The sequence below is a fragment of the Congzhengia sp. genome (assembly GCF_037235575.1).
GTDB classification, from domain to species: domain Bacteria; phylum Bacillota; class Clostridia; order UBA1381; family UBA9506; genus Congzhengia; species Congzhengia minquanensis.
The window spans coordinates 1-15,214 of the sequence record NZ_JAXUNN010000003.1; the positions used below are offsets into that span (position 1 = coordinate 1).

General features: G+C 45.5%; 11 protein-coding genes. 5 read left to right on the forward strand and 6 right to left on the reverse strand.

Annotated features, from left to right (window positions below):
* From WIG73_RS00065 to WIG73_RS00075, 3 genes are all read left to right on the forward strand, one after another.
* Positions 1-219 (forward strand): DUF4867 family protein (locus tag WIG73_RS00065; protein ID WP_337398740.1); only part of this gene is annotated, 219 nt, incomplete at its 5' end.
* Positions 216-1,685, forward strand: coding sequence for a xylulokinase (gene xylB, locus WIG73_RS00070; RefSeq protein WP_337398741.1), 1,470 nt, complete (start codon positions 216-218; stop codon positions 1,683-1,685). The genes WIG73_RS00065 and xylB, both read left to right, overlap by 4 nt.
* Before the next feature lie 3 nt (positions 1,686-1,688).
* Positions 1,689-3,041, forward strand: coding sequence for an FAD-binding protein (locus WIG73_RS00075; protein ID WP_337398742.1), 1,353 nt, complete (start codon positions 1,689-1,691; stop codon positions 3,039-3,041).
* Positions 3,042-3,319: 278 nt separating this feature from the next.
* Here the strand turns inward: WIG73_RS00075 and WIG73_RS00080 are convergent, their stop codons facing one another.
* The gene (locus WIG73_RS00080) at positions 3,320-5,668 is read right to left on the reverse strand and encodes a M13-type metalloendopeptidase (protein WP_337398743.1); all 2,349 of its coding nucleotides are present in this window, start codon (positions 5,666-5,668) and stop codon (positions 3,320-3,322) included.
* A 174-nt stretch (positions 5,669-5,842) separates the two neighbouring features.
* Between WIG73_RS00080 and WIG73_RS00085 the strand changes: the two genes are divergently transcribed.
* The gene (locus WIG73_RS00085) at positions 5,843-6,493 is read left to right on the forward strand and encodes a hypothetical protein (protein WP_337398744.1); all 651 of its coding nucleotides are present in this window, start codon (positions 5,843-5,845) and stop codon (positions 6,491-6,493) included.
* Between the two features lie 282 nt (positions 6,494-6,775).
* A complete protein-coding gene (locus WIG73_RS00090; RefSeq protein ID WP_337398770.1) occupies positions 6,776-7,129 on the forward strand; it encodes a helix-turn-helix transcriptional regulator in 354 nt (117 codons plus the stop codon).
* 89 nt (positions 7,130-7,218) lie between these two features.
* Here the strand turns inward: WIG73_RS00090 and WIG73_RS00095 are convergent, their stop codons facing one another.
* The 5 genes from WIG73_RS00095 to wecB are packed head-to-tail and all read right to left on the reverse strand — an operon-like array spanning position 7,219 to position 15,213.
* Complete coding sequence (locus WIG73_RS00095) at positions 7,219-10,581, reverse strand: PD-(D/E)XK nuclease family protein (protein WP_337398745.1); 3,363 nt, start codon at positions 10,579-10,581, stop codon at positions 7,219-7,221.
* A 30-nt stretch (positions 10,582-10,611) separates the two neighbouring features.
* On the reverse strand, positions 10,612-12,342 hold the full coding sequence (locus tag WIG73_RS00100) for a sialidase family protein (protein ID WP_337398746.1): 1,731 nt from the start codon (positions 12,340-12,342) through the stop codon (positions 10,612-10,614).
* A gap of 24 nt (positions 12,343-12,366) precedes the next feature.
* The gene (locus WIG73_RS00105; protein ID WP_337398747.1) at positions 12,367-13,668 is read right to left on the reverse strand and encodes a potassium transporter TrkG; all 1,302 of its coding nucleotides are present in this window, start codon (positions 13,666-13,668) and stop codon (positions 12,367-12,369) included.
* Between the two features lie 49 nt (positions 13,669-13,717).
* On the reverse strand, positions 13,718-14,047 hold the full coding sequence (locus tag WIG73_RS00110; RefSeq protein WP_337398748.1) for a hypothetical protein: 330 nt from the start codon (positions 14,045-14,047) through the stop codon (positions 13,718-13,720).
* Positions 14,048-14,061: 14 nt separating this feature from the next.
* Positions 14,062-15,213: a UDP-N-acetylglucosamine 2-epimerase (non-hydrolyzing) gene (gene wecB, locus WIG73_RS00115; RefSeq protein ID WP_177679860.1), complete on the reverse strand. Its 1,152-nt coding sequence runs from the start codon at positions 15,211-15,213 to the stop codon at positions 14,062-14,064.
* Position 15,214: the final 1 nt, after the last annotated feature.

The window sequence follows — 15,214 nt, forward strand, 5'->3', positions numbered from 1 at the left end:
TTGCATTTTTGTCCTTGCGAAGTTACAAAAGATGGCTTTGGAGTGGTGGTTGCATTGCCAAAAGGCACAAACACAAATTTAGAACACACACCAAAAGACAAAAAAATGTTTAAAAAAAATAAGTGGATAATCGCACACGAAGATAATGACAATTTGTTGAAAAGAGGCGTTGTTCCGGGAGTTTATGGAAAAAACTTTGAGGTAGGTAAGGATATATGAAGTATTTAATAGGAATTGATTTTGGTGGGGGCGCATCTAAAGCCACACTTCTTTGCGAAAATGGTGAGATTACAGCAACTGCCACATACGAATACGATACATATTATCCACAAAATGGATGGGTAGAGCAAAATCCTGAAGATTGGTACATTGCGACCAAAGAAAATATCAAGGCAGTTCTTGAAAAAAGTAAAATCAACCCATCGGATATTAAAGCAGTTGCACTAGATGCCGCAACACATACTGCAGTTGTTATGGATAAGGATTTTCATGTTTTAAGACCAAGCATATATTGGACAGACACAAGAACACAAAAAGAAGTTGCAATTCTAAATGAAAAATACTACCATATTATTTTGAAACAAGTTTTACACAATCCGGGAACAATATGGACTCTGCCACAGCTTATGTGGATAAAGGAAAATGAACCTGAAGTTTGGGAAAATGTTGAAAAAATCTGTTTTGCAAAAGATTATGTACGCCATAAATTAACAGATGATTATGTAACTGATAATATTGAGGCTGAGGGTAGTATGCTCTTTGACTATAACAAACAGTGTTGGTCAAAGGAATTATGCGATATTATAGATTTTGATACAGAAAAACTCCCTCGAATTGTAAGCCCTACGGATTTAGTTGGTAAAATAACAAAAGAGGCTGCTGAAGATACAGGACTTTTTGAAGGTACACCTGTTATTTGCGGAAGCACCGATACGGTTATGGAGGTTTTTGCCGCAGGCGGTATAGAAAAAGAAGCTATGACGATTAAGCTTGCCACTGCAGGTAGAATTTGTGTCATTACAGATAAGACGTATCCTGACAAAAATCTTATAAATTATTCGCATTTTATTGACGGACTTTGGTATCCTGGCACTGCAACAAAAGCTTGCGCCGCATCTTATAGATGGTTTCGCGATACTTTTGGCGGGGATTACAAAGAATTAGATAATGAGGCGGAAATGCTGCCTATAGGATCGGATGGTCTTGTTTTTCATCCGTATCTTAATGGAGAACTTACACCTTATCAAAATCCTAAACTTTGTGCAAGTTTCGTAGGTGTCAGAGCGTATCATACAAAATCACACTTTGCAAGAGCTGTAATGGAAGGTGTTTGTATGTCTATGATGGATTGTTTGGATGCTTTGAAAAAAATTGGTATCAAGTATGATAAAAAGGCAGTTGTTATAGGCGGTGGCGGAAAAAGTGCCCTTTGGCGTCAAATATTAGCCGACAGTCTTGGAATAACATTGGTTCAAAATAAATATTCTGATTCATCTTTTGGAAGTGCAATGCTTGCTGGTGTTGCAATAGGTGTATGGGATTCGGCAGTAGATGCCCTGAATATATGTAATGAAACTATATCCGAAACTGTGCCAAATATTGAAAACAATAAAAAATATAAATCACTTTTTGAAAAATACAAAAAAATACAACAGGCATTAGAATTAGTTTATAATGAGGATTAATTTATGAAAATAGTTGTGTGTGCAAAAATAATCAAAGGCGAGATAAATCCATTTGATGCCTGTGCGTTGGAAATAGCGCTTAGACTTAGTGATGATGTAACGGTGGTGTCTATGGCACCACCATCTGCTATAAATGAACTTACTCGCTTAACAAGACTTGGTGCTAAAGTTATATCTATAACAGATAGTGCTTATGCAGGGTCTGATACTTTGGCAACATCATATATTTTGTCTTGTGCAATAAATAAAATCGACTATGATTTAATCATTTGCGGAAGACAAACCATTGATGGTGATACAGCGCAGGTGGGCCCGTCCCTTGCTACAAGACTTAATATTAATCTAATAACAAATGTTTTGGATGTTTCTTTAAACGATAACACTTTAAGTTGTAAAACTCGTATTAAAGATGAAACTTGCACACTTCCTGCATTAATTACAGTAGAGAGGATAAACGAACTTAGATTCCCGAGTATATTTTCAAAAGCGGGAACTCCTATGCTCTGGAACAATATTGATTTGAAGGCAGATTTAAGTAAATGTGGGCTAAATGGATCTCCCACCCAAGTATTAAAAACCTTTGAAAACGAAAAAGGTAAACGACATTGTAAATTTATTTCTTTTCATGAGTTAGATTCTTTAATTGATGATTTGCTTAAAAAAGAAAAATCGGGTATTGAATTTAGTCCGAGTAAAACAAAATTAAAATCGGTATGGGCAATCGGAAAAGAAGTTGAGCAAGAAGCGTTTGCAATTGCAGAAAATGTTATTGTTCTTGATGAAAAAGATCCATTTAAAATTGCAGAAATAGCAAGAAAAGATTGTCCCGATGTTATTCTTTGGAGTGCAGATTTATGGGGTAGAAAAAACGCACCAATTGTGGCATCGCTTTTGGAAACAGGTTTGTGTGCTGATTGTACTGCACTTGAAAATGATGGTGAAAGATTATATATGTATCGACCTGCTCTTGGCGGAAATATAATTGCCAAAATTGAGTGCAAGACGAAACCCCAAATGGCAACAGTTCGCACAACCTCTGATTTTGCCGACATTATTGTTTCCGGTGGCAAAGGTGTTGCAAATAAAATAGATAAATTAGAAAAAATTGCATTGAAATATAATGCCGAGCTTGGCGCTTCTCGTGGCCTTGTTGATATGGGAAAAATCCCATATAGCGCTCAAATCGGTCTTACAGGGAAAACGGTTTGCCCCAAAATATATATTGCTATAGGAATATCAGGAGCAGTTCATCATACCGTAGCAATTGAAAATGCAGATGCTATAATTGCAATAAATCCTGATAAAGATGCACGTATTTTTGAATATGCAGATTTTGGTATAATAGATGAGTTTTAACGGCCAATATGTATGCATATATTTGTATATTCCCATTCGCTTAATGAAAACGTGACAACGTATGGTTAAGCTTAATGGTGTTATATATATTCAATATAGAACATATGCAGCAAATTTAATTTCAGTAATTTCATCAGAATACAATGATAGAATATCCTTGAAATTAAAAGGAATGAGTCCGGAGCAATACCGAACTCATTCACAAGAAAGTTAATATTAAATTTAGTCTAAACTTTTGGGTTCACTTCATATACGAGGGGTTATTTAATGTGTATGTTTTACCAAATTTTCACTCTGTTTTCGGGAGTTACCCACATCCCGTCGTTTTCATCAATGTCGAAGGCTTCATAAAATTCGTCTAAATTTACCACCACGCGGTTCACTCTGAGCTTTTCCGTACTGTGCACGTCTGCCTGGGACGCAAACTGGCAATATTCTCTGCTGGCGGTAGACGCCCAGCAGTTCGCCATGCTGGTGTAAAGGGTTTTAAAGTCCGGGTTGTCAAGTCCGGCTGCAATTTCCGTAATGCAGGCAGCCGCTCCCTGATCCGCAACATTCTCACTTAAGGTGAGCGTTCCGTTCATGGGAATGCCGGGAACACCCTCCTGAGCGTCGTAAAAGCTTACCATTTCGTCGCACAGCTTTTGAAAGGCCGCATAGTCCTCTTCTGTCCACCAGTCGGCGGCGTTGCCGTTTTCGTCGAACTTTGCGCCGTTGTTATCAAAAGCGTGGGTGATTTCATGGGCAATGATGTAGCCAATGCCGCCCAGGTTTTGCTCGTAGGAGGCATTTACATCATACATAGGCGCCTGCAGAATTGCCGCCGGGAACGTGATGTCGTTCTGGGTTGCGCTGTAGCAGGCGTTCACTGTGAAGGGATACATAATCCACTGTGTTTTGTCCACAGGCTTATTTTGCAGCGACAGGGTATATTCCCGCTGGGCTGCAGCAATCTCTAACATGTTGGCAAAATAGCTTCCGCCGTCTGCCGCGGATCGGATTTCCGCTCCGTCTAAATACGTTTCCCATTTGTCGGGATAGCCAATTTTAATGCCCATGGTGTCTAACTTTTTCAGGGCGCGTTCTTTTGTGGCGCCGCTCATCCAGGTAAGGTTTTCAATCCGCTTTCTATAAACGGATATAATGTCCTGCACCATCTTTTCCACGTCCTGCTTTGCTTCTTCCGTGAAATATTTTTCTGCATAAATTTCTCCGATATAGTCCGGCATGGTGCTTTGCAGCGTCATGGCCGCACGCTCCTCCGGCGAATAACTGCCTGCGGTGCCCATAAATTCCTGGTTAAACTTGTCGGCCGCGTCGATAAATTCCTGGTTCAGCGCGCCGCCCCAGCCGGAGAGCAGGCTGATTTTTGCCCATGCCTTTAAGGTTTCGGTGTTTTTATCGCTGAAAATGCCGGCAAACGCCTTGGTGCGTTCTACGTCAAAAATAACGAAGCTGTCTGCTTTGGAAAGACCGGACGCTTCAAACACCGCGTCAATATCCACGTTCGGGAACATGTCCTTAATTTCCTGCATGGTGAAGACGTTGTATATCTTATCCACGTTGTTGCCGTCTTCGGTGTTCATCATAGAGGCGGCAATTTCCGCTTCCATGTCATAGCACTTCTGCGCCATTTCTGCTGCTTTATCTTCCGGTTCACCGCCTAAAACCAGCAGGTTTTTTAAATAATTTATATAGCTGTTTTTCTGCGTTTCTGCGCCGTTTTGATAGGTGTCTTTGGGCAGGCTGGGAGAAAAAGTGTTGAATACAGGCATATATTTCGTGCTGTCCTTTAAGTCTACCGACAGATTAAAGCCCATATACGGCGTTATATACATTTCCTGTGACAAGGTGTTTTGCACGTTGATTAAATCTTTTGTTGTTTTGGCAGAGTCAACCAAATCAAGATATGGTTGAATGGGGGCGATGCCGGCCTTGTTTCGCGACTCCATGTCTGTGATGTTTTTATAAAAGTCAGCAATTTTTTGTTCTTTGCTGCCGGCCTCATATGTACCGCCGATAATTTCTTTGATAATGGCATCCACATTTTCGGTACTTTTGTCGTTCAAATCATACAGCGTGCCGCTGATGGTTCTGCCCGGTTTTATTTCCAGGCTGTTTAGCTTGTCCTTGTTCACCGCGGCATAAAAGTCGTCTTTTAAATTTGTGCCGTAAAGGGAAAACACTCTGTCGATGAACAGTTCCATCTGATCTTTTGTTACGTTCTGGTTGGGCGAAAAAACGCCCGGGGCAGTTCCGGCCACAATTCCTGCTTGAAACACGCCTGAAAGCTCGGTTTTTGCCCATTCGGGAATATCGGTGAAGCTCTCCATTGGAATAGCCACTCTGGCGTTGTGGCCTGTGGGCTGTGGAAGCTCGCCAAAGGCGCGCTTTAACATCACCAATGCCTCAGCCCTGGTAACGGACCGCTCCTCGTGAAGCTGGCCGTCTTCATAGCCTTTTATAATATCCGTTTTTTGAACTGCAGGGTTATAGTCGTCTGCCGCGGAAAGCAGCATGGCGGCAACGTCGCCCCTTGTTGCATAGTCTTCCTCCGCCATTGCCACAGGAACGCTGCCAAGCAGCGCCGCGCACAGCAGAAAAGAAGTAATTTTTTTTGCAAGCATAAATGTAGTTCTCCTTTTTATCAGTTTGTCTTCATTATACGCCTGTTCGAGGGGTGAATCAAGCGCTATATGCCAATGTTCATACTTTTTTTATGATTGGGGGAAAAGATTGGTCTTGATTATTTTGCAAAATCTTGCTATACTAAAGATATTATTAGAAAAAGGCGGGATTTCATGGCAGAAAAAAAAGAAAAAGGTTTTTTGCTCTCTTCATTGGAAAATTTTTGGTATTATTATAAATGGCCCTTTTTGGGAGGGATTGTAATTTTCTTTGTCGTGATGATTGCAATGATAAATTTTTCCAGCGTGGAGGAGCCGTCAGACGCCAGCGTGCTGGCGGTGTTTGCCCGTCCGCTCACCACACAGGAGTTTGAGTTTCAATCCAGGCTGGAGGGTGTGATTGAAGATGCAGACGGCAACGGCACAAAGCAGATTTCTACCAACGCCCTTTATATTACAGAAGGCGGGAAGAGCGACGAGGACTCTCTGGCCATCAGCAAGTTTGAAAACACCATAGCCTATGCCCAGTCGGATTTGGTGCTTTTAGACGGCACGAACTTGAATCGGTTTCAATCAAAGGATTTTTTAGAACCCCTGGAAAACTATGTTGATATTTCACAGTTTGATAGTGGCAGCTTGGTTTACCGTGACGACAAAGCGGTTGCTGTAAAGCTAACAAACAGTAAGCTGCTTTTAGACATGCAGTTTTTTATTGACGACGTTTATGCAGGGATTATGTTTGTTCCGGAGGAGGGGACGCCAAGTCTTGAAACTCATAGGAAAAATGCAGCTGCCATGTTGCTGAAACTGAGCGAAAAAGAGTAAAAAAAGACCAAAAACCTGCGCAGTTCGCGCAGGTTTTTTTATAACCATTTTTCTTCAAAATCAGTCCCTTTCTGACAGTTTATGTCACGATTTTTATGTGGTATTGTATTTCGCTTTAAAACATTATAAAATATAAATAAATGTAACAATTCTATATTTGTTATATTCTTCCATAATAGGAACTAATTAAGGAAAAACCTTTATTAGTTTATTTTATTCTTCTGATTTTTGCGATACAATATTTGTCGTATTTTGAAAAGGGAGTGGTTATTTTGGAATTAGATTTTAAAAGCACTCGGTAGAAGAATTAAAATGGCCAGAACGAAAGCCAACATATCGCAAAAATTGCTGGCTGAGAAAGTTCATATCAGCAGCAAACACCTCAGCAACATTGAAACGGGTAACACCACGGTGAGCCTGCCTATTTTTCTCGATATTGCAAACGAACTTGAAGTTTCTCCCGACACACTTTTGTGTGATTCTATGATCAATGCCAAACAGGCATACATCAAAAAAATCAGTTTACTCATGAAAGATTGCGACGATTACGAGGCGCGGTTCATAGAGGATAACCTGACACAGATGTTGGATTCGTTTCGAAAGCTTGAAAAAATGAGGCGGGAAAAAGGTTCTTAAATCACTGATATTTTCAGTGTCAAAGCCCGAACAGGGCTTGACATAGGACCTGCCAAACGGGTCCGGGGTGGTGCGTTGCCACAGAGGTTTTAATTCATTTTGTTCCACACTTCATCGTCAGATGAAAACTCAAAGGCCCTGCGGCACGGGTGGATATTCGGGTCGAATCCGCACACAGATACATATTTGCAAAAAGAGCATTGGAGAGCTTTTCCAGATTTCACAGGCCGAATATCCACATTTCCACCCATAATTTCCTGCCCGATTTTTATAAGCGTGTTATGAATATACCGGTTTAACGTTTCAAACTGTTCTCTGCTGGCGGTTTTCGACTGCGATTTGGACACGGTTCCGTCTGACTTTAAGTAAACGGGAATTACGGCCGACCAGCCGCTGATTTCTCCGTCGATTGCGCGGATAACCTCTGGGTCGTCGGAGGAAAGACCGCTCATTTTAAAGGCTTTTATATCCTTGGCGTTGTCAGCTCCGGTTTCCGGTGTGCCGTCTAACACCGGGTCGTCTAACCGAAAATAAAACATGCCGCCGAATTCTGTGTCACCGTTTGTTTTTTCCGCAATTCCTTTTGCTGCGGCCGCCATATATACGGCGAGCTGCAGGGTTGTGCCGTTAAAAATGTCCGCCAGAGAATATCCCTTTGCGCCGGATTTATAGTCTATGACCTTTAAATAGAGCTTCCCGCCGCGGGATAAGGTGTCAATCCGGTCAATTCTGCCAGACATGGTAACTTCGCCGCCGCCGGGCAGCGTAACGGTTACAGGAGGCAATTCGCCGTTTTTATCGAACTTCACTTCAAATGCCGCTGGTTCAAATTCTCCCCGGGCCACATGTTCACAAATGGCCCAAACAGATTTTGAAACCAGGCTTTTCAGCCTTTTTTTCAGGGCTTCCAGCCGGCCGGCGCTATATATATTTTTAATAAACATAGTGCTAAATAAATTTTCTATAATGGCGTCTGTCATATCGCGCTGCTCATCTGGCGTAATGGTGCGAAAAGACAGATTTTGTTTTTTCATTTCTGCGGAAAACCGCTCAATAATTTCATGAAGCAGGCTGCCAATATCCGGCGCCTCCACCTTTAACACCTTTCGTTCCTTTGCCTTTAACCCATACTCAATGAAAAATGAAAACGGACACGCAGAATACCGCTCAAAGCGGGAAACGCTGCCGTATAAACTGCTGCCGTAAAGGTTTAGAACCGTGTCGTTTGAAAGTTTTCCGGCTGTGTTTGTATATTTAAAGAACCGCTGGGCCCTCTCGAGCCTCTGCCGGTAAGCTTCATCCTCCATCAAAACAGAAAACAGGGCTTTTACCGCGTCGTTTTCGCCCAGCTGGTCCATATGCGTTAAAACATAGGTATAGGCCGACTGCTTGGAGGCTACCGTTGTTTCCGGCCGCTGCTCTTTTAAGCTGAGCTCGTTTGAAGCTTTCAGCCCGGGAAAGGTGCGCTTTAATTTTGATATGAACATAGAGGGGCGCAGGCCGCCGCCAAAATCGTCCCCCACGGGGTAGGAAACAAACAGCTTTTCCCGGCAGATGTTCACAGCAGTGTAAACCGAAAATTCTGCGTCGCTGATCAGTTTTTTTGCATCAGGTGCCACAGATATACCCTGCGAAAGCAAAAATTCCCGTTCGCTGTCGGACAGGAGGGCGCTGGGGGCGGGGGCGGGCGGGAATATTCCGTCGTTTGCGCCGATAACAAAGGCCGCGCGGACGTTTTTGATTACGGAGCGGTTTAAATCACCGAACGATACCTGGTCGTAAACCGTTGGAATCACTCCAATGCTTTTTTGGGAAAGCCCGGCTTCTAAAATTGCCCGCATGCCGGAAAGGCCTATGGTTTCGTTTCCCAGCAACTCTTCCATCAAGCTAAAGGTTTGCGTTAAAATATTATATACTTCTGTATATTCGTCCGCCTGGCGCAGCAGGCCCTCTGCCTGAAACTTGCTGATAAGCTGTTCATTTTTTTCCTGCAGATGAGTCGCTTCAAAAAAGGACAGAAAAGCAGCAATGCGGCCGCCAACGGTTTTTGCTGCCGTAATTGTTTCTTTCAGTAGCAAAACGGGTTTCAGCAGACGATTTTTCACTTCCAGGCAAGATGCGGCTTCGTCCGTCTGCGCGTCTTCACTGTCAAAAACGCCCCTTGCTTTGCGCAGAAAGCGTTCGTCGCTGAGCCAGTCGCCAAATTCCACTGCACCGGCTAACGCATAGTTTTCCAGGCGGAACGCCTCCTCCTCGCTGATATCCGCAAAGCCCGATTTCATATAGGCCGTTACACGCTTTGTGGTGATGCCCAAGAGCAAATCGAACAGGGAAAACAGGTATAAAACAATGGGGTGGTTTAAAAAATCCCGGCGCGTGTCGGCAAAAACCGGAATGTCATACAGAGGGAAAACGGACTGAATGAGGTCGGCATATCCGTCGTAGTCACCGGTGATCACAGCAATTTCGCGGTAGCTTGCCCCGGTTTCTTTCACAAATTTTTTGATTGCCGCCGCTGCATATACCGCCTCTTCATATTTGCCCTTTGCAACATAGAGGGAAACGTCGGCGGGGGCGTCTGTTTTCCAAACCGCTTTTTTGCCGGACATGGCCTGTTCCAAAACAGACAGCTCCGGAGAGGAAAAACGCGGCGCAAGATTCAGTACTACAGGCGGCAGAACCTTTGCACCCACATTTTGCGCAATGCGTTCTAAGGCCTTTTTCGTGTTGTTTGCGCTTGCAAAAACCGAGTTGGGGGGCACGTGCTCGCCGGGCATGGTCAAGGCCACAGTGACAGAGGCGCCCACCGCCAGAAACGCTTCAATGCAGGCAAGCTCGTTTTGTGTAAATCGATAGAACTCGTCAATAAAAATATTTGCATTTTTAATATAGTCGCTGTCAAAGCACAAAGACGCCATCAGCGTTAAATCGTCGTCGCTGTCTGAAATGCTTTCAGACAGAAGCTTGTTATATGCTTCATAGATATAAGAAAGGTCGCGCAGCCGCGCTGAAAACAGGTGTTCCTCTGTTTTTTCTGCTGCTGCCCGCAACGCTTCCGGCGTTACCTGCCCTTTTTTCAGTTCGGAAACCGCATCCATAAATAGACGGATTAAGCCCTGCTTGTCCGCCGCCGTGCGGTAAAACACCAGCTTGTTTTTGCAGCTGCCAAAGGCCCTTAACACCAGCATGGCTTTGCCTGCGCCGTCTGTGGGATTATGGTTCAGGCCCGCGCCGGCAATGAGTTTTTTCGCAAGGCGGCCAAAGGAGGTTACGTTAAAATCGTCGTGAATATAGCCCTTTTCGTTTAAAAAGGCGCTCTCGCCCTGATGGGAATATTGTTCCGGAACAATCATCAATGTGCGCAAGCCTTTTTCCTCCGCCTGAGCCGCCTGTTTCACGCAGTATTCACTTTTTCCGCTTCCTGCCCGTCCGAGCACAAATTGCAGCGGCATAAAAAGCCTCCTTTTTTGATGAAAAGCCAGTTAAGCGAGGGCGATGGCTTCGCTCACCGTCAGCGCCTTGAGATAAAGCTTCACATTTTTAGTGTTATTGTTAATTTTTATATCTTTCGCGCCATTTATATCGGACAGATAGCGGTTGAACCAGCCGAAGCCAAACATTTGCTCGTTTCCGCCGTCATATAAAACGCCGTCAATTACAAACATTACAATTCTGGGGCCGCCGTCCACAATGATAGTGACGTGGTGTGGGCCGGAGGATAAGGCATTTTCTCCTGTCGTTTTGGTGCACCAGAACTTGCCGTCGCCAATGGAGAATATCAGTTGCCCGTCTTTTTGTTCAACGGCAATTCCCTTTTCGTTTTCTACGGTGGAGAGCAGCATGCCGTTTGCTCCCGTGATGTCGAAATCTAATGTAAAGCCGCAATTGATGAATTTTGAGCGGCAGTCGATCTCCGCCTCAAAATCTTTCACGGTGAACGGTTGCAGGTAGGGCATGGCGCTGCCGTTTTCAAGGGTCGCAGCGTTTTTTGGTACGCGTCCTGCGTTCTCCAACTGCGCCCAGAGGCCCTCAATCAGATTTTTATCAATGTGGTTCACCGCCGCGTTCTGTTTTTGGGTTTCGGTTATGTAATATTCCCCGTTTGCTTCAATGAGGTCGGGGTAGGAAATGCGAATGTTAATGTCGTCGTCATACAACACAATTTCCGGCTGGGAAAACCTTAAAATTTTGCCCTGGGGAGAGTCGGCCTCCACCGCGCCGCACAGCCAGGCCGGGTTCCGCTCCTCATACCACCGGCAGCCGTTGTTGTGATACCAGTATAAATATTTTCCGTTTTCACACTTCCAAATGAAGTTGGCCGCCCGCGGGTGTTTCAACTGCCGCCCGTTATCATAAGTGAGGGGCTCGGGCTTCGAAAAGCTCACGCCGCCGTCACGGCTGTAGGCACAGTAGGGATGGCCGGTCACCGTTCGGAAGGTGCAGAAAATGCTGTTGTCGCTCAGCACAACAAAGCTGTGCTCCTCTGAGATATTGCTCACCGCCCGGTCTGTACGAATGCCCCTGCCGCCTTTGGGAAACGTCTCCCAGGTAAGCTTTTCGGGGTTTGTTTCCGTTTCGATGTTTTGACAAAACAACAGCGTCCCTTCGGAATGATACATAAAACCTTCTCCGAATTTGCCAACCTTATATTGGGGAACAAACACCCCGCCGTTATAAGAAAATGGCTTGCCTACATTCCAGAAAAACTTGATTTTTCCGCCGTAGGGGTTCTCTAAATCCACCTGATAATTTTCAAGGGGAATGTCGTACCAGTTCTTTGACCAGGAGCGCCCGCAGTCGTCGCTGAACTTAAACACAAAATGACCTTGCGTATCTACCCGGGTGGTTACGCCGTTTTCAAAGGGAGGATCGTCTGCCAAAATGCTTCTTGTGTTGTCTGCGTTAAAGTTATAGAAGCAGTATATTCTGCCGGAACTGGTTTTATAAAGCACCGCATAAGAGGATTCGGGGCTGCTTGCGGATTCCACGTCGGTTACGTCTGTCCAGGTTTTGCCACAGTCTGTGCTGCGCATTGAAATCACGTGCTGGCCGGCGTCGCCCTCCATGCCTGCCCCGGTGGTCACCACAAGCACCCACGCGCCGTCGTCCGCCTCCACAACATAGGGCTGGTCGGAATAATATTCCACAGGGATTTTGCTTCCGTTTTTGATGTTTCTCGCATCGTACGATGCATCATTTTTTGTGTTGCGCATCTCTTTTCCGCCTTTCGTTTTATCTTACCCAACGGACAAATAGCCCTCCGGGTAAGAAAAGGTATTGTCATCTTCCGAGTGCCACATGGTGGCCACCGTTAAAACACCAATTCTACCGATATACATAATAAAAATTAACACAATTCTGCTGGCGGAGGAAAGCTCCGGCGTAATGCCGCAGGAAAGCCCCACCGTTCCGAAAGCGGAAACCACCTCGAACAGAATTTGGGAAAAGCTCATGCCCGGTTCAAAAAACAGCAGCAGAAAGGTTCCCACAATCACCACAGTGAAAGCCAGGGTGATGATTTGCGACGAGCGGACAATGGTGTTTCGTGCGATTTTATATTTGAAAAACGAGCCGGGATGCAGGCCCGCCGCCTCGCCAGTGGAGCTTAATGCGCAAAAAAGCGTGGTGGTTTTAATGCCGCCGCCGGTGCCGCCGGGGGAAGCGCCGATAAACATCAGCGCAATCATCACCAGAAGGGCTGCGCTGGGAAACGCGCCCAGATTATGGGTGGCAAACCCTGCCGTTCTGGCAGACACGCTGTTAAAAAGTGATTCCAGCCAGGTGAAATCACCTGTCAGCTTCAGCAAAAGCGTGCCGGCAAGAATTAACCCCAAGCTCATGAAAAGCGCCGCCTTTGTATGAAAACGAAGCTTTTTCACGGTGCGGAATTTTATGGTGGAGGTAAGGTCGTGAATGACTAAAAACCCAATTCCGCCAAAAAAGATGAGCGTGCAGGTAACGATATTCAACAGCACGTCTCCCGAATAGTCCGTAAGACTTTTCATGCCGCCCAAAATGTCGAACCCGGCGTTGTTAAACGCAGAAATGCCGTGAAACACCGAAATTTGCACAGCGCGCCAAAAGGAATATTGTGGGTAGAAGGAAAAAAAGCTTAAAACAGCGCCGGAAAGCTCAAAGGCAATAGTAATGAGAAAAATTTTTTTCAAAAGCATTAAAAGGCCCTCAAAGGAGCCTAAATTGATGGACTCTTTCAGCAAAAGCCGCTCGTTTAAACCAATGCGCTTGCGAAGGGCGAGCATAAACGCCGCGCCAATTAACGAAATACCCAGGCCGCCGGCCTGAATAAGCAGGGCAATGACGGTTTGACCAAAGCCGGTAAAGGTGTCGAAGGGGTCAACAGTCACCAATCCCGTCACGCAGACAGAGCTGGTGGCGGTAAAAAAAGCGTCTAAAAAAGAGAGGCGCACGCCGTCGCGAACACTGAAAGGGAGGGAAAGCAGGCATGCGCCGGATAAAATCAGAACCAAAAAGCCGATGGCAGTTATGGCCGCCGGCCGTAAATGTTTTTTAAATATCATTTTTTTCACCAGTTATGTTTTTTCTAATTGACGCGCAAAGACCGCGCGGTTAAACGGGAAGAAGGCTTTCGTCATTTTGCAGTAGCGTTGCCAGCGTGCAGTCGATGGTATTAGCCCCATCGGTAAGCACAAAGCCGCCCTGAATGTCAGCCGTTTGGGCCGCAATTTTCAGCAGGGGCACAACCCTGCCCGTTGCCTTGAATTTTGCGTTCAGCATAACGATAAACCGCATGAGGCTCAGGCGGTTTTTGTCCCGCAGGTTAAACTGAATTTCGTCAAATCCGGGGTGGTAATACTTCACAATGAGGTTTGCCAGCAGCTCTTCATACTCCTGCTGGGGCATGGAAACGATTTTTTTCATTCTGTCTTCTTCCGCCATAAACATACGCTCCTTTAATAGCTGAAATTTGAAGGTTTTTCGGCCTTTCTTCCAAAGGCGTATAGAATCGCGTCTGCAATGCGTTCCGACGCTAAGCCGTCCCCATAGGGGTTCACGGCTTTGGACATTTTCTCATATTCGGTTTTATCAAACAGCAGGGTTTTTGCCAGATCGGTGATGTGGTTTTCGTCTACGCCGGCAATTTTCACCGTTCCGGCGGTCACGGCCTCCGGCCGCTCGGTTTCGTTTCTTAAAACCAGTACGGGCTTGCCCAGAGAGGGAGCTTCCTCCTGCAGGCCGCCGGAGTCGGTCATCACCATATAGCACCGGTCCATCAGGTTGTGAAGCTCAGTAACGTCTAACGGGTCGATTAAATGGATGCGGCTGTGGTTTCCCAAAATTTCGTTTGCCGTGTTCCGAACAAGTGGATTTAAATGCACAGGGTAAACCACTTCCACGTCCTCCGCGGCGTTTGCTGCGTTTAAAATTGCCCGGCAAATGTTTTGCAGCGGCTCGCCCAGGTTTTCCCGCCGGTGGGCGGTTACCAAAATGACCCGTTTGTTATCAAAATCAATCTGTTTTAAGGTGTCGTCGTGAAACACGTAATTTGGCTGAACGGTGTGTTTAATTGCGTCAATCACGGTGTTGCCTGTGACGTATATGTCAGAGGGGTTCACATTTTCTTTTAACAAATTATTTTCGTTGTTAATGGTAGGTGCAAAATATAGGTCGGCAAGATAGGTGGTGAGGCACCGGTTCATCTCCTCAGGGAAAGGGGAATATTTGTCGTAGGTCCTCAGGCCTGCCTCCACGTGGCCGATTTTGGTCTGGCAGTAAAACGAGGCCAGAGCACCGGCAAAGGTAGTGGTGGTGTCGCCGTGAACCAAAACAATGTCGGGCCGGGCGGCCTTTATGGTTTCTTCAATGCCTTTCATCACCCGCGCCGTTATGTCGGACAGGGTTTGCCCCGATTTCATAATGTCCAAGTCGAAATCCGCGCGGATATTAAAAATGTCCATTACCTGGTCTAACATTTGCCTGTGCTGCGCGGTGACGCACACAACGGATTCAATTTCCTCCCGCTGTTCCAAAACTTTTACCAGCGGAGCCATTTTAATCGCTTCCGGCCGGGTGCCGAAAACCGTCATTACCTTTAGCTTTTCCATG